General features: G+C 68.8%; 22 protein-coding genes. 7 read left to right on the plus strand and 15 right to left on the minus strand.

Annotated elements, in window-relative coordinates:
• Positions 1 to 14: 14 nt before the first annotated feature.
• Entirely contained in the window at positions 15 to 1049 is a 1035-nt protein-coding gene (locus ACSFBE_RS10365) for an ABC transporter substrate-binding protein (protein ID WP_435490289.1), read from the minus strand.
• A gap of 140 nt (positions 1050 to 1189) precedes the next feature.
• Here ACSFBE_RS10365 and ACSFBE_RS10370 point away from each other — a divergent pair, with 140 nt between their 5' ends.
• From ACSFBE_RS10370 to ACSFBE_RS10380, 3 genes are read left to right on the plus strand one after another with little or no spacing between them, the layout of a single operon-like run.
• Positions 1190 to 2422 (plus strand): acyl-CoA dehydrogenase family protein, encoded by a 1233-nt coding sequence (locus tag ACSFBE_RS10370; RefSeq protein WP_435490290.1) that lies wholly within the window; start codon positions 1190 to 1192, stop codon positions 2420 to 2422.
• Positions 2423 to 2432: 10 nt separating this feature from the next.
• Positions 2433 to 3047, plus strand: coding sequence for a cysteine dioxygenase family protein (locus tag ACSFBE_RS10375; RefSeq protein ID WP_435490291.1), 615 nt, complete (start codon positions 2433 to 2435; stop codon positions 3045 to 3047).
• Positions 3044 to 4309: a rhodanese-like domain-containing protein gene (locus ACSFBE_RS10380; protein WP_435490292.1), complete on the plus strand. Its 1266-nt coding sequence runs from the start codon at positions 3044 to 3046 to the stop codon at positions 4307 to 4309. Before ACSFBE_RS10375 ends, ACSFBE_RS10380 begins: the two co-directional genes overlap by 4 nt.
• 50 nt (positions 4310 to 4359) lie before the next feature.
• Here the strand turns inward: ACSFBE_RS10380 and ACSFBE_RS10385 are convergent, their stop codons facing one another.
• From ACSFBE_RS10385 to ACSFBE_RS10415, 7 genes are all read right to left on the minus strand, one after another.
• On the minus strand, positions 4360 to 5862 hold the full coding sequence (locus ACSFBE_RS10385; protein WP_435490293.1) for a DEAD/DEAH box helicase: 1503 nt from the start codon (positions 5860 to 5862) through the stop codon (positions 4360 to 4362).
• A 103-nt stretch (positions 5863 to 5965) separates the two neighbouring features.
• Positions 5966 to 6844 carry a KPN_02809 family neutral zinc metallopeptidase gene (ypfJ, locus tag ACSFBE_RS10390; protein WP_435490294.1) on the minus strand — a complete coding sequence of 293 codons (879 nt, stop codon included), beginning with the start codon at positions 6842 to 6844 and terminating at the stop codon, positions 5966 to 5968.
• A 53-nt stretch (positions 6845 to 6897) separates the two neighbouring features.
• Positions 6898 to 7164, minus strand: a complete 267-nt coding sequence (locus ACSFBE_RS10395) for a hypothetical protein (RefSeq protein WP_435490295.1) — start codon at positions 7162 to 7164, stop codon at positions 6898 to 6900.
• Positions 7165 to 7314: 150 nt separating this feature from the next.
• Positions 7315 to 7881: a dCTP deaminase gene (gene dcd / locus ACSFBE_RS10400; RefSeq protein ID WP_435490296.1), complete on the minus strand. Its 567-nt coding sequence runs from the start codon at positions 7879 to 7881 to the stop codon at positions 7315 to 7317.
• 54 nt (positions 7882 to 7935) lie between these two features.
• The gene (gene guaD, locus ACSFBE_RS10405; protein WP_435490297.1) at positions 7936 to 9228 is read right to left on the minus strand and encodes a guanine deaminase; all 1293 of its coding nucleotides are present in this window, start codon (positions 9226 to 9228) and stop codon (positions 7936 to 7938) included.
• Between the two features lie 76 nt (positions 9229 to 9304).
• Positions 9305 to 10285, minus strand: a complete 981-nt coding sequence (locus tag ACSFBE_RS10410) for an SMP-30/gluconolactonase/LRE family protein (protein ID WP_435490298.1) — start codon at positions 10283 to 10285, stop codon at positions 9305 to 9307.
• Positions 10282 to 10902 carry a short chain dehydrogenase gene (locus ACSFBE_RS10415; protein ID WP_435490299.1) on the minus strand — a complete coding sequence of 207 codons (621 nt, stop codon included), beginning with the start codon at positions 10900 to 10902 and terminating at the stop codon, positions 10282 to 10284. Before ACSFBE_RS10415 ends, ACSFBE_RS10410 begins: the two co-directional genes overlap by 4 nt.
• 104 nt (positions 10903 to 11006) lie before the next feature.
• Here ACSFBE_RS10415 and ACSFBE_RS10420 point away from each other — a divergent pair, with 104 nt between their 5' ends.
• Positions 11007 to 11888, plus strand: coding sequence for a LysR family transcriptional regulator (locus tag ACSFBE_RS10420; protein WP_435490300.1), 882 nt, complete (start codon positions 11007 to 11009; stop codon positions 11886 to 11888).
• On the opposite strand, the gene ACSFBE_RS10425 is transcribed toward ACSFBE_RS10420, so the two are convergent.
• From ACSFBE_RS10425 to hpaH, 7 genes are all read right to left on the minus strand, one after another.
• On the minus strand, positions 11885 to 12979 hold the full coding sequence (locus tag ACSFBE_RS10425; RefSeq protein WP_435490301.1) for a BMP family ABC transporter substrate-binding protein: 1095 nt from the start codon (positions 12977 to 12979) through the stop codon (positions 11885 to 11887). The genes ACSFBE_RS10420 and ACSFBE_RS10425 overlap by 4 nt on opposite strands.
• 72 nt (positions 12980 to 13051) lie before the next feature.
• Positions 13052 to 14029 (minus strand): fumarylacetoacetate hydrolase family protein, encoded by a 978-nt coding sequence (locus tag ACSFBE_RS10430; RefSeq protein WP_435490302.1) that lies wholly within the window; start codon positions 14027 to 14029, stop codon positions 13052 to 13054.
• Positions 14030 to 14037: 8 nt separating this feature from the next.
• Positions 14038 to 15036 carry a tripartite tricarboxylate transporter substrate-binding protein gene (locus ACSFBE_RS10435; RefSeq protein ID WP_435490303.1) on the minus strand — a complete coding sequence of 333 codons (999 nt, stop codon included), beginning with the start codon at positions 15034 to 15036 and terminating at the stop codon, positions 14038 to 14040.
• A gap of 37 nt (positions 15037 to 15073) precedes the next feature.
• A complete protein-coding gene (locus ACSFBE_RS10440; protein ID WP_435490304.1) occupies positions 15074 to 15985 on the minus strand; it encodes an NAD(P)H-binding protein in 912 nt (303 codons plus the stop codon).
• Positions 15982 to 16878 carry a DODA-type extradiol aromatic ring-opening family dioxygenase gene (locus ACSFBE_RS10445; RefSeq protein WP_435490305.1) on the minus strand — a complete coding sequence of 299 codons (897 nt, stop codon included), beginning with the start codon at positions 16876 to 16878 and terminating at the stop codon, positions 15982 to 15984. Before ACSFBE_RS10445 ends, ACSFBE_RS10440 begins: the two co-directional genes overlap by 4 nt.
• Before the next feature lie 19 nt (positions 16879 to 16897).
• The gene (locus tag ACSFBE_RS10450) at positions 16898 to 18367 is read right to left on the minus strand and encodes an aldehyde dehydrogenase family protein (RefSeq protein ID WP_435490306.1); all 1470 of its coding nucleotides are present in this window, start codon (positions 18365 to 18367) and stop codon (positions 16898 to 16900) included.
• Between the two features lie 19 nt (positions 18368 to 18386).
• On the minus strand, positions 18387 to 19190 hold the full coding sequence (hpaH, locus tag ACSFBE_RS10455) for a 2-oxo-hept-4-ene-1,7-dioate hydratase (protein ID WP_435490307.1): 804 nt from the start codon (positions 19188 to 19190) through the stop codon (positions 18387 to 18389).
• A gap of 121 nt (positions 19191 to 19311) precedes the next feature.
• On the opposite strand from hpaH, the gene ACSFBE_RS10460 reads away from it, so the two are divergent.
• From ACSFBE_RS10460 to ACSFBE_RS10470, 3 genes are all read left to right on the plus strand, one after another.
• On the plus strand, positions 19312 to 20247 hold the full coding sequence (locus tag ACSFBE_RS10460) for a LysR family transcriptional regulator (protein WP_435490308.1): 936 nt from the start codon (positions 19312 to 19314) through the stop codon (positions 20245 to 20247).
• Positions 20248 to 20313: 66 nt separating this feature from the next.
• On the plus strand, positions 20314 to 20670 hold the full coding sequence (locus ACSFBE_RS10465) for a DUF1161 domain-containing protein (protein ID WP_435490309.1): 357 nt from the start codon (positions 20314 to 20316) through the stop codon (positions 20668 to 20670).
• A 49-nt stretch (positions 20671 to 20719) separates the two neighbouring features.
• Positions 20720 to 21514 carry a phosphodiesterase gene (locus ACSFBE_RS10470; protein ID WP_435490310.1) on the plus strand — a complete coding sequence of 265 codons (795 nt, stop codon included), beginning with the start codon at positions 20720 to 20722 and terminating at the stop codon, positions 21512 to 21514.
• Positions 21515 to 21519 lie beyond the last annotated feature (5 nt).

Raw genomic sequence — 21519 nt, forward strand, 5'->3', positions numbered from 1 at the left:
AATGATCAAAAGGATCAGGCAGCCGACAAGCCGCGCGCGCCGGCGGCCAGCGCGCGGTCGAAGCTGCGGTCCCAGAAGGGCGCGACCTTGGCGGGCCCGTCGAGCACGCCCAGACGCTGGAAGGTGTCGGCCACGTCCTGGTGACTGCGCACGATGGCCTCGGTCACCGGGCCGAGTGCGTAGTCGTCGCTGCGGCCGTTGAAGAGCTCGACCAGGTCGCCCACCGGTACGCGGGTTTCGGCCGACTGCGCCTTCGCATAGGCGAGGTAGTTGCGGTTGGCCCAGGCGTAGGCGCGCTGCACGCGCAGCAGGTAGTCGGTGATGGCCGCGTGGCGGCGCAGGTCGTCGATGGCGCGCGGGTTGGCGTAGACGGGAAAGTTGCCCGACAGGTAGCCCTTGCCGGTCTTGATGGTGCGCGCGCCGTACCGGGTGCGCGCGATCTGGCCGTTGTAGCCGTAGATGGCCCAGGCATCGAGGTCGCCTCGCGCGAAGGCCGAGAGGCCGTCGGCCGGTGTGAGGTTCACCGCCTGGATGTCGTCGAAGCTGAGCCCCGCTTCGGCCAGCTGCTTGCTCAGGAAATAGTGCGACGTGGTCGCGCGCACATAGCCCACGCGCTTGCCCTTGAGGTCGGCGATCTTCTGGACGGGCGCGTCCTTGCGCGCCAGCGTGACCTGGTTGTTCAGGTCCTCGTGCGAGGCGGCGATGAAGCGCACGTTGGCCTTCTGCCGCGCGGCGAAGGTCGCCGGGATCTCGCTGCCCGAGCCGATGTCGAGCGCATCGGCGTTGAGGGCCTCGATGTGCAGCACGCCGTTGTTGAGCTCGCGCCAGTCGATCTTGTAGGGTGTGTTCGCCTCACCCGCCGCCTGCAGCAGCGCGCGCCACACCCCCTTGTAGACAGCGACGCGCAAGGTCAGGCCCGAGAGGTCGGTGGCGGGCGATGCCGGCGGGGCGGCGTGCGTGGCGAACGGCAGGCTGGCGCCGATCGCCGTGGCGGCGGCGCCCTGCAACCAGGTGCGGCGCGACCAGGCGTCGGATGTTCGGGATGGCATGGGCAAGGCTCCGGGAGTTCGATGGATGACAGGAGCGAGACCGTAAGCCGCGGGCGACCGAATCCCAACGCAGAAAAACGCACATCGATAGGTGAGAAACTTTGTTGGCCAGCAAGGTGCCGGGGCCTACCGTGGCGGCCATGAGTTCCATTGCCCCGCCCCGGCCTGCGCCCGTCGCCACGACCCTCCCTCCATCGGCCAATCCCCGCCAGCCCATCGACGGTGCCCTGCTGGCCCAGCTCAGCGAACAGTTCGCCGCGACGGCGGCCGACCATGACCGCGCAGGCCGCTTCCCGCACGACAATTTCGCGACGCTTCAGCGCCACGGCCTGGTCGGGCTCACGGTGCCGGTCGTTCACGGCGGACGCGGCGCCACGCTGGCCGAGGCGCGCCGCGTGATCGGCGCCGTGGCGCGCGGCGAGCCGGCGACGGCACTGATCCTCACCATGACCTACCTGCAGCACCAGGCGATCGGCCGCGCCGACAGCCGCTGGCCGCGCCACCTGCGCGAGCGCGTGGCGCGCGACACGGCGGCGCACGGCGCACTCATCAACGCCCTGCGCGTGGAACCCGCGCTGGGCTCGCCGGCACGCGGCGGCCTGCCGGGCACCGTGGGCACGCGCACGGCGGAAGGCTGGACGATCAATGGCCACAAGCTCTACACGACCGGCATCGAGGGCCTGCGCTGGCTGTCGGTGTGGGGCCGCACGGACGACCCGGTGCCGCAGGTCGGCATCTTCCTGGTGCCGCGCGATGCGCCCGGCATTCGCGTGATCGAGAGCTGGGACCACCTGGGGCTGCGCGCGTCGGGCAGCCACGAGGTGGTGTTCGAGGACGCGAAGATCCCGCTCGACCACGCGGTCGACCTGCGCGCACCGGAGGCATGGATTCCCGGCAACGGCAGCGCGGCGGACATCGACGCCTACGCCCAGCAGCAGGCCTGGATGGTCGTGCTGCTCGGGTCGCTCTACGATGCCGTCGCGCACGCGGCGGAGGCCTGGCTGATCGGTTTCCTGCAGGCGCGCGCTCCCGGCAGCCTCGGCGCGCCGCTGGCCAGCCTGCCGCGGGTACAGGAGCAGGTCGGCGAGATCCAGGCGCTGCTGCGCACCAACCGCGTGCTGCTGGACCACGCCAGCGCCGAGGTCGATGCCGGCCGCACGCCGTCGGCCACCGACAGCGGCCTGTTGAAGTACGACGTGACGGCGAACGCGATCCGCGCGGTCGAGATCGCCCTGCAACTGAGCGGCAACCACGGCCTGTCGCGCCAGAACCCGCTGGAGCGCCACCACCGCGACGTGCTGTGCAGCCGCATCCACACGCCGCAGAACGACGCAGTGCTGGTGGCGGCGGGCAAGGCGGCGCTGAAGTCGTGAGAATCGGCGGATGACGTCCACGATCGAGACCTCCCCCCTCGCACCGCTGCGCGATTTCGTGACGGCCTTCGGCAGGTTGCTCGACGGCCAGCCCGACGAGCCGCGCATCCTCACCGAAGGCGGTGCCCTGCTGCGCACGCTGGTCGCCCGCGACGACTGGCTGCCCGAGGCCTTCGCACAGCCGCACCCGACCTACTACCAGCAGCACCTGCTGCATGCCGACTCGACCGAGCGCTTCTCGGTCGTCAGCTTCGTCTGGGGGCCGGGCCAGGCCACGCCGGTGCACGACCACACGGTGTGGGGCCTGATCGGCATGCTGCGCGGCGCGGAGGAAAGCCAGGCCTACGTCGAACACGACGGCCGTGCGGTGCCGCAGGGCGGGCCGGTGCGGCTCGCGCCCGGCGACGTCGAGGCGGTGTCCCCCACCGCCGGCGACGTGCACCGCGTGCGCAACGTATTCGACGACCGCGTGTCGGTCAGCATCCACGTCTACGGCGCCAACATCGGCGCGGTGCGGCGCCACACCTACCCGGCCGAAGGCGGGCGCAAGCCCTTCGTGTCCGGCTATTCGAACACCCTGCTTCCCAACCTGTGGGACCGCTCCGCCGAGCTGCGCAACGCATGACCCTCGCGACCTCCTCGACTTTCTCCACGCTGTCCTTCGCCGACGTCCGCCGGCACCTGCTGGCCCGCGACGAGATCGCGCTCATCGACCTGCGCGAGGAACACCCGTTCGCGCAGGCGCACCCGCTGTGGGCGGCGAACCTGCCGCTCGCGCTGATCGAACGCGATGCGGCGCGACGCATTCCGCGACGCGACACGTTGATCGTGCTGTATGGCGAGCAGGACGGCGTCGACCGCGTGCCGGCCGCGGCCGACCGCTTCGCGGCGCTGGGCTACACGAACGTCCATGCGCTCGAAGGCGGGCTCGAAGGCTGGCGCGCCGCCGGCGGCGAGCTGTTCCGTGACGTCAACGTGCCGAGCAAGTCCTTCGGCGAGCTGGTCGAGCACGAACGGCACACGCCCTCGCTGTCGGCGCAGGAAGTGAAGGCGCTGATCGACGCGAAGGCCGACGTGGTGGTGCTCGACGCCCGCCGCTTCGACGAGTACCGCACCATGAGCATCCCGACCGCCACCAGCGTGCCCGGCGCCGAGCTGGTGCTGCGTGCCCGCGCGCTCGCGCCGGACCCGAAGACGCAGGTCATCGTCAATTGCGCCGGCCGCACGCGCAGCATCATCGGCACCCAGTCGCTGGTGAACGCCGGCCTGCCGAACCCAGTGGCGGCCCTGCGCAACGGCACCATCGGCTGGAAGCTGGCCGGCCAGGTGCTCGACACCGGCGCGACGCGCCAGGCGCCCGAAGTCAGTGCCGACCACCGTGCCGAGGCGCAGGCCGCGGCCCGCGCCGTGGCCGAACGCGCCGGCGTGCGCTGGGTTGCGCTGGATGCACTCGCCACGCTCGAATCGCCCGCGCGCACCGTCTATCGCTGCGACGTGCGCACGCCCGAGGAATACGCCGCCGGTCATCTGCCCGGCTTCGCCAGCGCGCCCGGCGGACAGCTGGTGCAGGAAACCGACCACCACGTGCCGGTGCGCGGCGCACGCATCGTGCTGGCCGACGACGACGGCGTGCGGGCTTCGATGACGGCCTCGTGGCTCGCTCAGATGGGCTGGGAGGTGGTCGTGGTCGATCCGGTGGCACCCGCCAGCGCGTTGAGCGAAACCGGTGCGCCATCGGTTGCTCACACGGTGGGTGCGCAGCGTTATCGCCGCCCTTATGAAGGCACGGACGCGTCGCCGGAGGCCATGCAGGCCTACCTCGATTGGGAATTCGGCCTGGTCGAGCAACTGGCGCGCGACGGCACGCATCACTTCAAGGTCATCTGAAAACACAACGGGCCCCGAGGGGCCCGTCGTTCATTCAGCACAAGCGCGGATCAGCTCGGCTCGCTGCTCTTGAACAGCGCGGCCACCTTGCGCTTGGGCTTGATGTTGCTCGAGATGCCGCGTGCGGGTCCGCCCTTGGCGGTGCTTTCCCATGTGGGGGCGGCTTCGCGCTCGGGTGCCTCGTAGGGCTGCTCGAAGAAGGGGTCCCGCGAGGCAGACGGCGCACGGTGCGGACGGCCACCGCCGCGCGGCGAGCGCGTATCGGCCGCACGCTGCTCGCGCGACGGCTCGGCGCGCTCACGCGGCGCTTCCAGCGTGTCGAGCACCTCGCGCGTATCGCCGGCCTCGGCCTCGCCCTCTTCGCGCCAATGGCGGCGACCGTCGTTGATGCGGCCACGCGGGCGGTCTTCCTCGAACTCCATCGGCTCGAGCTCGATCTTTGTCTTGATCAGCTTTTCGATGTCCGCGACCAGGCGGGCGTCGTTGCCGCCGCTTGCAAAGCTCACCGCCAGGCCCGAAGCGCCGGCACGGCCGGTGCGGCCGATGCGGTGCACATAGTCTTCGGCGTTGAACGGGATGTCGAAGTTGAACACCGCCGGCACGTCCTTGATGTCCAGGCCACGGGCCGCGACGTCGGTGCACACCAAGAGGTCGACTTCGCCCTTCTTGAAGGCATCGAGCGCCTTCAGGCGTTCGTCCTGGCTCTTGTCGCCGTGCAGTGCGGTGGTCTTGAGACCCTCACGTTCCAGCGAACGCGCCAGCCGGGCACAGCCCAGCTTGCTGTTGACGAAGACGAAGGCCTGCGTGATGCCACGCTGCTGGACAATCTGCTTGAGCGCGCGGCGCTTGTCATCGTCGCTCACGCTGAAGAAGCGCTGCTCGACGGTCGACGCGGTTTCGTTCGGCCGCGCCACCTCGATCGTCACCGGGTCCTGCAGGTAGCTCGCCGACAGACGCTTGATCTCTGGCGAGAAGGTGGCCGAGAACAGCAGCGTGGTGCGCTGCTTGGGCAGGTGGCTCAGGATGCGCTGCAGGTCGGGCAGGAAGCCGATGTCCAGCATGCGGTCGGCCTCGTCGAGCACCACGTACTCGACCTGGTTGAGCACCGCGTTCTTGGCTTCGATGTGGTCAAGCAGGCGGCCGGGCGTGGCGACCAGCACCTCGACGCCCTTTTTCAACTCCAGCGTCTGCGGCTTCATGTCCATGCCGCCGAACACCACGGCGCAACGCAGGTTGGTGTACTTGGCGTACAGCTTGACCTGCTGGGCGACCTGGTCGGCCAACTCGCGCGTGGGCAGCAGCACCAGCGCACGCACCGGGTGCCGCGCGGGCGAGGTCGAACTGTTCTCGTGCTTGAGCATCCGCTGCAGCAGGGGCAGCGAGAAGGCGGCCGTCTTGCCGGTACCGGTCTGGGCGGCGCCCATGACGTCCTGCCCGGACAACACGACCGGAATGGCCTGCTCCTGGATCGGCGTCATGGTCTCGTAGCCCATTTCGGCCACGGCGCGCGCCAGCGGTTCTGCCAGCGAAAGATTGGAAAAGGAGCTTGTCATGAAGCCGGCTATTGTCGCACCGCGGCAAAAGACGGCAATGACAGTGCGGTGACCGGCCGAATTGCTATCGATTCAAGAGCAGCCCGAGGCCGCTGCGTCGACGCTACAACTGGTTGGCGCTGAAGGTGTCGCAAGCCTTCATGTTGCCGGTCTTGTAGCCGGTGCCGAACCAGCGTTGGCGCTGCGCGCTGGTGCCATGGGTGAAACTGTCGGGCACTATCGCTCGGCCCGCGGAACGCTGGAGCGCATCGTCGCCGATCTTCTGCGCCGCATTCATCGCCGCCTCGATGTCGCCCGGATCGAGCCACTGCTTGGACTGCTGCGAATGGTGCGCCCACACGCCGGCGAAGCAGTCGGCCTGCAGTTCGACCCGCACGCTGATCGCGTTGTTCTGCGTCTGGCTGAGACGCCCGCGCATGCCGTCGACCTTCGCCGTGATGCCGAGTTCGTCCTGCACGTGGTGGCCGACCTCGTGCGCGATCACGTAGGCCTGGGCGAACTCGCCGGGAGCGCCGAGCTCGCGCTTGAGCGTGTCGAAGAAACCCAGATCGATGTAGACCTTCTTGTCGCCGGGGCAGTAGAAGGGCCCCATGGCCGACTGGCCGGTGCCGCAGGCGGTCGGTGTGGCGCCGCGGAACAGCACCAGGCGCGGTGCCTGATAAGTGCCGCCGCTCTGCTGGAACGCCTGGGTCCAGACGACCTCGGTGTTCTTGAGCACGGTGGAAACGAAAGCCGCTTCGCGGTCATCGGGCGGCGGCTTCTGCGCCGGGCCCTGCTGCTGCACCTGCGGGGCACCGCCCTCGCCGCTGAGCAGGCCGAGAACGGTGAGCGGGTTGATGCCGAAGATCCAGCCTGCAATCAGTGCCACGGCCACCGTGCCGATGCCGACGCTGCGCCCGCCGATCGGGAAGCCACCACCGCCCCCTCCACCGCTGCGGCGGTCTTCGACGTTGTCCGACTGTTCGTTGCCTTCCCACCTCATGACGCTCTCCTTGGCAATCGCCTGCGTGGCGGCCGTCGCGCGATCGTACGCGTTCAGCGCGCGCTGGCGAGGCCGACCGTCATCAAACCGTTACCAGAGGCATCGACGCCCGGTGCGTCCTTGGACGATGCCACGGCGGTCGTGCGGCCGGGCGTGCGTTCCGCCGCGTCGCGCACCTCGGCGCGCAGCACCTGCGAACGGGTGACCATCACCATGGCGGTCATCTGCGCCAGCATGATCGATAGCAGCGCCGCGGCCAGCAGCCAGCGGTACGGCGTCATGGGGCGCTCTGCGCCCGGGGATTCTGTGGGGTTCGACATCGGCTCCTCCTCGGCATCGCACGGCGTGTGCGATTGGGTGGGGATGGTGCCGTGCGCCGCCGCGGCTAGCCGGGTTGGAGAGCGCGAGCTGTTGTAGGACCAGAGCCGGGCAGCGAATCGGACGCCGCCCGGCAGCCCGGCGGCAGGCGCTCAGGCCTTCGGCAGCGTCACACCGCTCTGCCCCTGGTACTTGCCCCCGCGGTCCTTGTAGCTGACTTCGCAGACCTCGTCGCTCTCGAAGAACAGCACCTGGGCGCAGCCTTCGCCCGCGTAGATCTTGGCCGGCAGCGGCGTGGTGTTGCTGAACTCGAGCGTCACGTAGCCTTCCCATTCGGGCTCGAAGGGGGTGACGTTGACGATGATGCCGCAGCGGGCATAGGTGCTCTTGCCCAGGCAGATGGTCAGCACGTTGCGCGGAATGCGGAAGTACTCGACGGTGCGCGCCAGCGCGAAGCTGTTGGGCGGGATGATGCAGTAGTCGCCCTGCATGTCGACGAAGCTCTTCTCGTCAAAGTTTTTCGGGTCGACCACCGTGCTGTGAATGTTGGTGAAGACCTTGAATTCGGGCGCGCAGCGGATGTCGTAGCCGTAGCTCGACGTGCCGTAGCTGATGATCTTGTGGCCGTCGCGCTCGCGGATCTGGCCGGGCTCGAAGGGCTCGATCATGCCGGTCTGCTCGGCCATGCGCCGAATCCACTTGTCGCTCTTGATGGTCATGTCAGGGTCCTTCCTCGGGGCCGCCATTCTAGGCAGCCCACGCCGCCCGCCCCATCAGCCCGGCAGCGCCTGCGAGATCACCGTGCGCTCGATCAACCGATCGTCGCCCAGCACGATCATCGCGAACAGCAGTTCTTCCAGGTTGGCCGCCAGCCCGGTCTTGCGCGCCAGCAGCGGCGTGGCCTTGGGGTCGATCACCACGAAGTCGGCCTCGCAACCCGGCTGCAGGTTGCCGATCACGCCCGCCAACCCCAATGCCTCGGCTGCGCCGCCGGTGTGCCGCCACCAGAGTTCGGACGGCGCGATGCTGATGCCCGGCTTGGTCTGGCCTTCGCGGCCGACGTAGTAGGCGGCCATCATGGTCGCGAAGGGGCTGAAGCTGGTGCCGCCGCCCACATCGCTCGCCAGGCCGTAGCGGTAGCCGATGCGGTCGGCGCCTTCGAAGTCGAAGAAGCCGCTGCCCAGGAACAGGTTGCTGGTCGGGCTCACGGCCGTGGCCGTCTGCGTGGCGCGCATCAGACGGCGGTCGTCGTCGTCGAAGTGGATGCAGTGCGCGTACACGGCGCGCTCGCGCATCAAGCCGAAGCCGTGGTAGACCTCCAGATACGAACGCGCATGCGGGAACAGTTCACGCGCCCAGGTCACCTCGTCCTTGTTCTCGGCGACGTGCGAATGGATCCAGGTGTCGGGGTACTTCGCCGCCAGTTCGCCGGCGCCGCGCAGCTGCGCGTCGGTGCTCGTCGGCGCGAAGCGCGGCGTGATGGCGTAGCCCAGGCGATCGACGCCGTGCCATTGCTGGATGAGCGACTCAGTGTCGATCAGGCTCTGCGCCGTCTCGTCGCGCACGCCGTCGGGCGAATGGCGGTCCTGCAGCACCTTGCCGGTGATCATGCGCAGCTGCCGCTTCTGCGCCGCTTCGAAAAAGGCCTGCACCGACGCGACGTGCGAGGTCGCGAAGGTCAGCGACGTGGTCACGCCGTTGCGCAGCAGTTCGTCGAAGAACACTTCGGCGACCGCCGCCGAATGCGCGGCCTCGGCGAAGCGGCTCTCAGCCGGAAAGGTGTAGTTCTCCAGCCAGGGCAGCAGCCCGTCGGCCGGCGCGCCGATGATGTCGGTCTGCGGAAAGTGGATGTGCATGTCCACGAAGCCCGGCGCCAGAATGCGGCCCGGCCAGTGCGTGACGACCGCATCGGGATGCTTCGGCGCCACGGCGGCGTGGGGGCCCGCATCGACCACGCGCTGGCGGCCAGTGGCATCGGGCGCGACGACCAGCAGGCCGTCTTCGTCGAACAGGGGACGACCGGCGTCGTCGAATCGCAGGAGGGAGGCGCGGTAGGCTTTTTTCATCGTGGCTGCGGAGGGTAATCCAGCCCCGCGTCGCCGCAATTTCCATGCGCATATGAATGCTATTGCCGAAATGTACTCACCGCGGCGGCAGCGCGCGCGACTGGATGTCGAAGGGCACGCCGGCCGGCACGGGCGGGTCACCGTCCTTGCGACGGGTCAGCAGCCCGTACTTCGACTCGATGAAATAGACGCGGTCGCCCCGCACGGCGCCAGACGACGGGTCGTTGAGCCCCGTCACCACGGTATGCAAACCGAGCTTCGTGCCGTCGATGCGCGCCACGGTGATCTGTCCGCCATACGGCCCGCCACCGAAGGCATTGCTCTCGAACAGCACCAGCCGGCCGGGCTTCCAGGCGCGGATCGCATCGACGTTCTTCATCGTGCGCGGTGCCTCGATGCGCGTGACCTCGCCAGCCTGTCCGTCAGCGCCGAGACCGATGCGCAGCAGGTGAGGCGTCGCGGCCACCAGGCTCACGTAGACATCGCGCCCATCGATGGCAATGCCGTTCGGGCCCTTGTACGGCCCTTCTCCGGCCAACGCCGGGTCTTCCTTCCAGACCGTGAGCGCAGTGGCGCCAGGCGCAAGCCGCAGCACGCGCGGATGAAAGGAATCCGTCACATAGAGATTGCCCCGTGCGTCCTGCACCAGATCGTTGCAATAGCCCTCGTCGGGCATCGCATAGCTCGCGCGCGGCGCACCGGTGGCCAGGTCGTAGCGCTTGAGCGCGCTCGGCGTCTGCGGCACGGTGGTGAAGCCGCTGTTGCCCGAGCAGACCCACAGGGCCTGGTGTTGGGTGTCCACCAGCACGCCCTGACCGTTCGCCAGTCCGTTGCTGCCTGGCTTCACCAGCACTTCGGCCTTCGGCGCCACACCGGGCTTCAGCCGAGCGACCGCGCCCTGGCGCCAGCTGCTGACGTAAAGCGTGCCGTTCGAGCCGATGGCCACGCTCTCCGGGTACCAGTCTTCGGGCAGCGCCTGTACGACAGGCGGTGCGGCGATGGCCGCCGTCGTGGCGAGCGCGAGCAGCGCGCCGACCCGCCGGATTCGCCTGCTCATTGCCACACGCGAAACACACGCCCCGTCAGCGGTCCTTCGATGCTGCGCACGTAGGCCAGCGCCACGCGCGCGGCCGGCACGGTTTCAACGCCGGGAAAGAACGCGCCATACGCGGCCAATGATTCGGTCAGCAAGGTCGGACTCACCGCATTGATGCGCAGGCCACGCGACAGCTCGATCGCTGCGCCTTTCACGAAACCCTCGACAGCCGCATTCACGGCGGCCGCATTCACGGCGGCCGCATTGCCTCCCCCGCGAACCGGGTCGTCGGCCGCGACGCCGGTGGTCAAGGTGATCGAGCCACCGTCATGCAACACATGCTGGCCAAGCAACGCGAGCCGCACCTGGCCCAGCAGCTTTTCCTGCAGGCCGACATTGAAGTTCGCCGGCGTCATCTCGACCAGCGGCCCGAAGAACAGGCCACCCGCCGCCGAGACGATCGCATCGACACGCCCGACCGTCGCATACAGCGCATCGACGCTGGCGTCGCTCGTGATGTCAACGTGCAGGTCGCCGCGCGTACGGCCCACACGCACCACCTCGTGCCCGCGTGCGGCCAGCACCTGTGCCACCGCGCTGCCAACAGCGCCTGTCGCGCCCACAACAAGAACCTTCATGGAGAACCCCGCCAAAGTGAATTAGGAAGCGGCCATTGTTTTGCGAACCATCGGTTCGATAAATTACCATCTGGTTCGGTCATTCGAAACCAAGAGTTATCAATATGGACAAGCTCCGCGCCATGGAAGTCTTCGTCGCCACGGTCGACGCGGGCAGCTTCGCCGCTGCGGCGGAGGCGCTCGACCTGTCGGCGGTGATGGTCGGCAAGCACATTCGCGCGCTCGAAGCGCAGCTGGGGGCGCGCCTGCTGGAGCGAACCACGCGCCGCCACGCGCTCACCGAGATCGGCACGGCCTACCTGGAACGCTGCCGCGACGTGTTGGCCAGCGTGCACATGGCCGACGGCGTGGCCGAATCGCTGCGCGCCATGCCACAGGGCGTGCTGCGGGTCACCGCGCCGGTGGCCTATGGCGCGCACCGGCTCACGCCGGTGATCGGCGACTACATCGCCACCTATCCGCAGGTGAAGGTGGACCTGGTGCTCAACGACCGCGTGGTCGACCTGGCCGAAGAGGGTTTCGACTGCGGCATCCGCTCCGGGGCGGCGGTCGACGAACGGCTTATCGCGCGTCCGCTCGCGTTGTCGCGCATGTTCGTGGCTGCCAGCCCGGCCTGGGTCGCGCAACACGGACAGCCCCGACATCCATCAGACCTCGAAGCCTTCCCGCTGCTGGGCTTTGCCACCTGGGGCCCAAACCATTCATGGCGCTTCACGCGCGACGGCCAGACCGTGCATGTGCCGGTACGCGGGCCGCTCACCACCAACAACGGGCAAGCGTTGCTGGCTGCCGCCATGGCAGGCGTGGGGGTGATCGTGCAGGCCGATGCGTTGCTCGGCCCCGCCCTGGCCTCGGGCCAGGTGGTTCAGCTGCTGCCCGACTGGGCGCTGCCGACGCGCCAGGTGCACATCATTCGATTGCCCGAAGCGCGGCCCAGCGCCAAGCTGCGCACCTTCGTCGACTTCGTGGTCGAACGGCTCGGCTAGCGCGCCACGCGCCCCTGCACGCCCTCGGCGAGCCAGTTCATCTTCAGGATCTGGTCGTCGGTGAGCGCACTGCCCTTGGCGATCACGACATGGCCTTCGTTGTCGCGCACGTCGGCGGCCACGGCGGCGAAGGGCCGCAGCTTGCCGGCGGCGATGTCCTGCTGGCGCGCCAGCACCTCGTCCTGCACCGTCCTGGGCACCTTCGGGCCGAAGTCGCCGACGCGGATCATCCCCTCCTTCACCCCACCCCACACGGTGCCGGGCTTCCAGCTGCCGTCGAGCACCGCGCGGGCGCGCTGCGTGTAGTAGCCGCCCCACTGGTGCGTGACCGCGACGATCTGCGCGTCGGGCGCGACCTTGCGCATGTCGGAGTGGTAGGCCACGGCCAGCTTGCCGCGCTCCTGCGCCGCCGCCATCACCGCCGTCGAGCCGGTGTGGAAGGCGATCACGTCGACGTCCTGGTTGAACAGCGTCATCGCCGCATCGCGTTCCTTCGGCGGATCGAACCAGGCGTCGAGCCACACGACCAAAACCCGCGCCTTCGGGTCGACCGAGCGCATGCCCAGCGTGAAGGCGTTGATGCCCTGCAGCACCTCGGGGATCGGGAAGCCCGCGACGTAGCCGGCCACGTGCGTCTTCGTCATGCGACCCGCGGCAACACCGGCCAGGTAGCGGCCTTCGTAGTAGCGCGCATTGGCGGCCGCGACGTTGGGCGTGGTCTTGTAGCCGGTGACCGATTCGAACTTCACGTCCGGGAAGTCCTTCGCCACCTTCAGGGTCGGCTCCATGTAGCCGAAGCTGGGCGTGAAGATGAGCTTGTTGCCCTGCTGGGCGAGGTCGCGGATCACGCGTTCGGCGTCGGCGCCCTCGGGCACGTTCTCGACGAAGGTGGTCTTCACCTTGGCGCCCAGCGCGGCCTCGACGGCCTTGCGGCCCTCATCGTGCTGGTGCACCCAGCCGGCGTCGGCCAACGGCGCCACATAGACGAAGCCGATCTTCAGCGGTGGCGTGACCGCCGCGGCGGGTTGTGAAAACGCGGGAGACGAAAAGCAACAGGCAGCCGCGAGCGCGGCCACGAGGTTTTTGTACATGGTGTTCCTCGACATGGCCCCGGTGAAATAAAAACGCGCTGCAGCCGGGACGCCTGCAACGCGGGGCGTATTTTAAGGCGCCGCGATGCCCTCGCCTTTTGCAGCCCGCTCGCCCTTCGCGCGCTGCAGGTTGTCCTTGAAGCACTCCGGTACGCGCTCGTCGAAGCCCAGCGCGACGCGTCGCACCTCCGGCGTGTCGGTCGGTGCATGGCCTACGCCCAGCGCGCTGGCGCGCGGCGCATCGATGGCGACCACCGTGCCTTCGACCCGGCCGATGCCGGTGATCTCGCAGGCCACCACGTCGCCTGCATCGACCGAGCGCGAATGGCAGGGCGTTCCCATCAGGATCACGTCGCCGGGCACCAGCGTGATGTGGCGTGCGATGTCGGCGATCACGTAGTGCGGGCCCCAGATGGTCTCGTCGCCGATGGCCGCCTCCTGCACGACCAGGCCGTTGACCGTTGTTCGCAAGGTCTGCGCGAACAGGTCGACGCCGCGCACGATGCCGGGGCCGATGGGCAGCAGCGTGTCGGCACCTTTCACGCGCAGCATCGAGCCCTGGTCGGTGTCGCGAAAATCCTGCAGGCCCATGTCGAGCGCGGGACAGAAGCCTTCGATGAAATCCCAGGCCTCGTCGGGCGTCACGTTGCGGCAGGTCTTGCCGATGACCACCGCGTACTCGCCCTCGTAGTTGAGGTACTTCACATCGGCGGGCTTCAGGATCTGCCCGCCGTGGCCGTTGAGCGCCGTCGGCGGCTTGGTGAAGTAGGTCGGCGTCTCGGTCGGCTTCGGCTTGTTGCGCGTCTCGAAACTTCGCGAGCTGTACGAGATGTGCACCGCGATGATCTTGCTGGGCGACACCGGCGGGAGGTAGCTCTGCACATCGGCATCGAGCAATCGTCCGTCGTCGAGCCGCAGCTTGCCCGCGTCGGGACCCTCTTCCACCACCGTGCCCCAGAAGGCGCTGCCGCCGACCAGCACGCGGCGACGCTCGACGCGCGGGCCGCGCATCACGGCCGGCAGTTCGTTGAGCGGAAACTCGAAGTTCATGATCGTCCTCAGGACAGCGGCGAGAAGCCGGTGGATTTGATGGTGGGGCCCCAGAAGTCGTAGTCCGCCTTCAGGCGTCGACCGAGTTCTTCCGGACTGCTGCCGACGGGGTGGATCGCGTAGGCGGCGAATTTCTCGACCAAATCGGTCTGCAGCAGTGCTTCACGCACGGCGGCGCTCAGGCGATCGGCGACCGGCGCTGGCGTTTTGGCGGGCGCGAACATGCCGATCCATTCACTGACCTGGATGGTGGCGATGCCCTGCTCCGAGAACGTGGGGACCTGCGGCGAGAAGCGCGAGCGCTGACGGCCCGATGTGGCAAGCATGCGCAGCTTTCCGTCGTGCAGGTAAGCGGCGAACTGGCCTTCGGTCGCGATCATGGCGGGCACCTGTCCGCCGAGCGTGTCTTTCACACCGGGCGGGCCGCCGGCATAGGCGATCGCTTCGAGCTTCAGGCCGCTGGCGCGCGCCAGCAGGAGCGTCAGGAAATGCGGCAGCGAGCCTTCGCCGGGATTGCCCACGCTCGCCCTGTCGGGGTTCGCCTTGAACCAGCCCAGCAGGTCCGGCAGCGTCTTGACCGATTCAGGCACGGCCGGCCCCACCGCGATGCCGTGCACGAACTCGCAGATGGTGCTGATCGGCATCAGGTCGCGGAACGGGTCGTAGTTCAGCTTGCCGTACACGTGCGGGTACATCGACACCACCGAGGAAGGCGTGACCAGCACGGCCGAGCCGTCTGCCGGCGCGGCCTTCACCGTCTCCATGATGAGGCGGCCCGCCGCACCCGGCTTCGATTCGACGATCACGGCCTTGGCCGTGTCGGGCACCAGCTTCTGGCCCACGCCGCGGGTCACCAGTTCACCCACGCCCCCTGGCGGATAGCCGAACATGATCTTCAAGAGGGGAACGGCCTCGTGCGCAGGCGCGGCGCCTGCAGGCAAGGCCAATGTCGCGAGCGCTGCGCATGCAAGGGTGCGCATCGCCTGTCGGCGGTCGGGATCTGTCATCGTTGTCTCCTTGTGGTTATCGAAGAATCGCGAGTGATCAATGCAGCGGTCGATCGGCCTCCAGGTCCATGGCCGCGACCGCATCGCGTGCGTCCTGGGGCTGTCGCCCCGTGAGCCGCTCGAAGTCGGGGCTCAGTGCGCTCATGTAGCCCTCGCGCATCGCCCGCACGTAGGCCAGGCGTCGCAAGATCATGTCCGGGGCCAGCGAGATCGCCTGCATTTCGGCCTGGTAGGCGCTGTCGTCGATGGCCTCGTAGCGCAGCGGCGACCCCAGCTTGGCGCCGACGATGCCCGCCAGATCGTGGAAGGACAGAAGTCGGGGGCCTCCGAGGCGGTAGGCACAGGTGTCGTGGCCCTCGCCGACGAGGGCGTGCGCGGCGGCAAAGGCCAGGTCGTCGCGCGCGATGAAAGGCAGGCGGGCATCGCCAGCGGCCATGCGGAACACCTGGCCCTGTTTGGCCGCATGGGCCATGCGAAGCACGGCGTTGTCCAGATAGGGCCCATTGCGGAGAAACGTCCACTTGCAGCCCGTCCGTGCGATGGCTTCCTCGGTGCTGCGGTGAACCTTGGCCACCCGCGAAGGCGAGGCCGGCGCGACATCGTAGAAGCTGGTGTAGACGATGCGGCGCACGCCGGCCTGGGCCGCCGCATGCACTGCGCGCGCTTGCACCGCTTCGCGCCAGTCGTCTTCGCCTTCGACCGACACCAGCAGCAGCGTGTCCAGGCCCGCGAAGGCACGCGCGAGATCTTCGGCCGATCCGCCGAAGTCGGCGCTGCGGAATTCATCGGCCAATGCCGCCAGTGCGCTCGGCGGTGCATCAGACCGTGTGAAGGCCCGAATCTGCATGCCGTCCGGCCGGATCCGATTCAGATGGGCCAGCACCCGTTGCCCGAGCTGACCGGCCGCGCCGGTGACGCCGACCGTCTGGCGCTGGGGCGCGCCCGTCATGAGGCCACCGCCGGGGTCGCAAGGCGCTGCGTGTCGAACCAGACGTGGATGTTCCCGGTGCCGCGTGCGTTCTCGTAGGCGGACAGCGGCTCGCCCTCGAGGCGACAAGCCGCGCCGCCCATCGCGCCGAGCATTTGCAGATAGTGCGCGCCGAAGGCTTCCCAGGGCCTGCGCCGGTAGTCGCCATCCCAGCGCTCGAGGATCAGATCGTGCCGGCCTTGCTTCATCAGTTCGATGGCCTGCTTGTCGCTCTCGATGTTTTCGGGCCGCGACACGTTGCTCTCGTGAAAGATGCGCGGATGGTTCGGCTTCCAGTCGATGCCGTTGAACTTGTGGCTCAGCGCACCGGACGCGATGAGCAGCACGCGCAGGTCGCTGCGTGCGATGGCCTCGCCGATCGCCTCGCCCGATGTCAGGAAGTGCGGCCACTCGCAGTTCTGGCACGAGCTCACGGTGACGACGGGCATGGCCGGCTCTTCGAAGCCCAGGTGCTTCACGAGGTTGATGGTCGGGTACTGCCGGCCGAGGTCGGGATGCGAGATCGCGCGGTTGTAGCCGCCGCGTTCGCGCGACACCGTCTCGATCGCCTGCGCCAGCTGCGGGTGGCCGCGGTAGTCGTAAGGCACACCGTGCAGGTACCACGGCATCTCGTCGGAGGTGTACATGCCGCTGTAGTGCCGGCCGGCATCGACCAGGTGGTAGCCGGTGGTGAACCAGTGCGTGTCGAACAGCACAACGACATCCGGCTTGGCCTCGGCGATCTTCGTGCGCAGCCGGGCGTAGCCGGCGATCAGGTCCGAATCCTCGCCCGCGCCCTGGAGGCGGCGGAACTCCTCGCACTGCATCAGGCCGGGGTGGTGCGACACCAGGGCGGCGCCAACGATCTGTCCCATGACTTGTCTCCCTTTGAAATCAGCGATGGCTGAAGCTGGCCTTGAAGGGCTTCTTCGGCACCACGACGTCCTTGACGTCGCAGAAGAACTCGAAGCTCCAGTCGCCGCCCTCGCGCCCGACGCCGCTGCGCTTGATGCCGCCGAAGGGCGCGGCCAGGTCGCGGATGCCGAAGCTGTTGACCCAGATGAAGCCGGTGCGCACGCGCTGCGCGACCTCGGTGGCGCGCGCCAAAGCGCCGTAGCAGACGCCGCCCAGGCCATAGTCGGTGCCATTGGCCAGCGCGATGGCCTCGTCGTCATCGGCGAAGGTCTGCAGCGTGAGCACCGGGCCGAAGACTTCGTTCTGCACGATCTCGTCGCTTTGCTTCAGGCCGGTGAGCATCGTGGGCTGGTAGTACTGCGCGCCGAAGGCATGCTTCGCGCCGCCCCACAGCACCTGTGCGCCGCCCGCCACCGCGCGGTCGACGAAGCCGGCCACGCGCTCGACCTGGCGCGGATGGATGATCGGCCCGACCTCGGTCACCTCGTCGCGCGGGTCGCCGACGATCAGCTTCTCGACGTAGCCACGCATCGCGGCGACGAAGGCGTCGACCACCTTTTCGTGCACCAGGAAGCGCGTGCCCGCCAGGCAGACCTGGCCGGCATTGCGGTACATCAGCGCGCCGGTCGCGGCCGCGGCATCGAGGTCGGCGTCTTCCAGCACGATGAACGGGCTCTTGCCGCCCAGCTCGAGGCTGCAGGGCACGAGGTTCGCGCCGGCGGCCTGCGCGATGGCCTTGGCCGTCGGCACCGAGCCGGTGAAGGACACGCGGGCGATGCGCGCATCGGCCACCAGCGCGGCACCGGTGCTTGCGCCCGTGCCCTGCACCACGTTGAACACGCCCGGCGGCAAGCCGGCCGCATGCGCCGCATCGGCCAGCAGCGAGCAGGTCAGCGGCGCCCATTCCGGCGGCTTGAGGATGCAGGTGTTGCCGGCCGCCAGCGCCGGGCCGAGCTTCCAGGTCGACAGCATCAGCGGCGCGTTCCAGGGCGTGATGATCACCACCACGCCGGCCGGGTCATGCCGCACGATGTGGTGGGCCTGCTCGGTGTCGATGGGCCGGTCCTGCAGCGTCAGTGCGTGCTGCGCGAACCACGAGATATTGAGCATCGCGCGCGGCACCACGCCGTGGCGCATGCGCGAAAGCAGCACGCCGGCGTCGTTGCTCTCCAGCGCGCAGAAGGCGTCGGCGCGCTGGCCGATCTCCTCGGCGAAGCGGTCGAGCAGCGGCTTGCGCTCGGCCGCGGTCATCGCGCTCCAGGCCGGGAAGGCCTTCTGCGCGGCGACGATGGCGGCCTCGACGTGTTCTGCGGTGCCCTCGGCGATGCGGCCGAGCACGCGCTGGTCGATCGGGCTCTGCAACTCGAAGTGCTGGTCCGACGCCACGCGGCGGCCGTCGATGTAGTGGTCGGGGGACACGGCGATGCCGGCCACGTCGAGGGTTGTCATGGGTGCACTTTCAGAATGATCAGACGAAGCGGACGGAGATGGAACCGAGCGGCCCGTAGTCGGCATGGAACACGTCGCCGGCCGCGCAGGGCACCGGCCGCGTGAACGAGCCGCCGAGCACGGTCTCGCCGGCCTCCAGCCCCTGGTCGAAGGCCGCGAGCTTGTTGGCCAGCCACGCAACGCCGTTGCCCGGGTGGTTGAGCACCGCGGCGCCCAGGCCCGACTCCTCGATCACGCCGTTCTTGAACAGCAGCGCGCCGGCCCAGCGCCAGTCGACGGCGTCGGGCTTCATCGGTCGGCCGCCCATCACGATGGCCGCGTTGGCCGCGTTGTCCGCGATGGTGTCGAGCACCTTGCGCGGGGCCTTGGTTTCGCGGTCGAACTGCTCGATGCGCGCGTCGATCAATTCCAGCGCGGGCACCACGTAGTCGGTGGCGTTGAGCACGTCGAACAGCGTCACGTTCGGGCCCTTGAGCGGCCTGGCGAGGATGAAAGCGAACTCGGTCTCGAAGCGCGGCACGATGAAGCGCGCGGCTTCCACCTCGGCGCCGTCGCGCAGCAGCATGTCGTCGAGCAGCGTGCCGTAGTCGGGCTCGGTGATCTGCGAGGCGAGCTGCATGGCGCGCGAGGTCAGGCCGATCTTGTGGCCGATGACGCGGCGGCCTTCGGCCAGGCACAGCTTCATCCATTCGGCCTGGATGGCATAGCTGTCCTCGATGGTCATCGTGGGATGGCGCAGCGAGAAATGGCCGAGCTGCACGCGGGTGCGCTGCGCTTCGTGCAGTTCGCGCGCCAGCGCGGCGTGGGTCGACGCGTCGAGCATGGGTGTGTCTCCTGTTGTTGTGCGCCCGCTCACCGGGCCGGGCGCCAGTGTCGAACGCGACACCGCCAGCAACAAGCAATGCTTCTGGATGCATTGCCAAGCAGAGATTGATAATCGCGCCATGTCCCTGTCCCGCGTCAGCCTGCGTCAGCTCGAAGCCTTCGCTCGTGTGGCGGAGCTGCACAGCTTCAGCGCCGCCGCCGAGCGCCTGGGACTCACGGCGCAGGCCGTGAGCCAGCTGGTGGCCGAGCTCGAATCGATCCTCGGCTTCCGCGTGTTCGACCGCACCACGCGGCGCGTCGCGCTGTCCGCGGCCGGCCGCGACTTCCTGCCCTCGGCCGAGACGGTGCTGCGCCACCTCGACGCGGCCGAGCGCGCCGCCGACGACGTGCGCCATCGCGCGGCCGGCGTGGTGCGCATCGGTGCGCCGCTCGCGCTGGCGAGCACTGCCCTGCCGGCCGCCATCCGCGACTACGCGGCCGAGCGGCCCAAGGTCGTGATCCGCATCCGCGATCTGCCGGTGGACCAGTTGGTCGACAGCGTGGCTGCCGGCGATGTCGACCTGGCCGTCGGGCCCGACCGCCCGGTCGGCGCCGGCGTGCAGAGCCGCCCGCTCTTCGACAGCCCCTGGGTGATGTGGTGCCCGCCCGACCACGCCCTGGCCAAGCGCAAGGTCGTGCGCTGGAAGGACCTGCGAGACCAGCCCTTGGTGGCCGCCGGCCACGACCACGAACGCAGCGTGGCGCAGATGCGGCTCACCGTGCCCGAGGGCTCGCGCGTCGGGCCGGTCGACGTGGTCGACAACCTCACGACCGCGATGGGGATCGCCTCGCAAGGCCTCGCCGCGACGCTCGCGCCGGCCTATGTGCAAGTGCTGGCGCGCCACTTCGGGCTGGTGATGCGGCGCGTGGTCGAGCCCGAGGCGATCCGTTCCGTCTGCCTGTACCAGGCGCAGGGGCGACACCTGTCGCCCGCAGCGGAAGGCTTCGGCGAGCACCTGGCGACGTGGCTGCCGCGATGGCATGCCGAGATGGCCGCGAGTAAGACAGCGCGCTGAAGCATTCGGTTGCGTGCCCGCCTCCAGATGCTGGCAACCTGTACGGCGAACTGAAAGGAATCTCTCATGCACCTTGGAAACGCACGCGCGCATTCATCGTGGCTGCTGCTCGCGGCCTGCGCGCTGGCCGGCAACGCCGCCGCTCAGGACAGCAACAACTGCGAAGCCATTCGCGCGCAGATCGAATCGAAGATCGCCGCATCGGGTGTCATCGGCTTCAGCGTCACGGTGGTGGACGCGAACGCGACCTCCAGCGGCCAGGTGGTCGGCAGCTGCGCGCTGGGCACGCGCAAGATCGTCTACACACGACCGAGCTCGGCCGGCACCGACAACGCCGCACAGCCTGCGCCGCCACGCGGGCCCGCCATGCTCACCGAGTGCAAGGACGGCAGCGCCCCCGTCGGTGGCACCTGCAAGCGTTGAGATTCGCGAGGCGCTGCTAGGCTCGCGGACATTGCCTCCGGAAGCCGCCGTGCTCATCTGCCAACTCTCCGACCTGCACATCCGCCCCGCGGGCCAGCGCTACAAGGGCGTGGCCGACTCGAACCGGATGCTGGGCGATGCCATCCGCCACGTACACGCGCTCGACGTGCGCCCCGACTTGGTAGTGCTGACCGGCGACCTCGTCGACCACGGACACCCCGACGAATACGCCCACGCCCGCACGTTGCTGGCGGACCTGACGATCCCGTATCGGGTCATGCCCGGCAACCACGACGACCGCGACCACTTGCGCGTGGCCTTCGCGGACCATGCCTACCTGCCGGCGACCGGCCCGCTGCACTACTGCATCGACACGCACCCCGTGCGCCTCGTGGCGCTCGATTCGACCGTGCCCGGACGGCACCACGGCGCCCTCGATGCGGCCGGGCTCGACTGGCTGCGGACCACGCTGGCACAAGACACGACGAAGCCCACCATCGTGATGCTGCACCACCCGCCCTTCGTCTCCGGCATTGCGTACATGGACGCGTACCGCTTCCTCGACGCGGCGCCGCTGGCCGAGGTCATCGGCGCGTTCCGCAACATCGAGGCCGTGCTGTGCGGTCACGTGCACCGGCCGATGTTCCGGCGCTGGGCCGGCACCGTGGTCTGCGCCTGCCCCAGCACCACCACTGAGATCGCGTTGCGCCTCGCGCCCGACGCGAAGCCCGCGTCCTTCATGGGCCCGCCGGCCTGCATGCTGCATCGCTGGGACCCGGCCGACGGCCTGGTGAGCCACATCAGCTACATCGGCGACTTCGAAGGCCCTTACGACTTCTATTGAGCGTG

It is taken from the genome of Variovorax sucrosi, from assembly GCF_051216635.1.
GTDB lineage: Bacteria > Pseudomonadota > Gammaproteobacteria > Burkholderiales > Burkholderiaceae_C > Variovorax.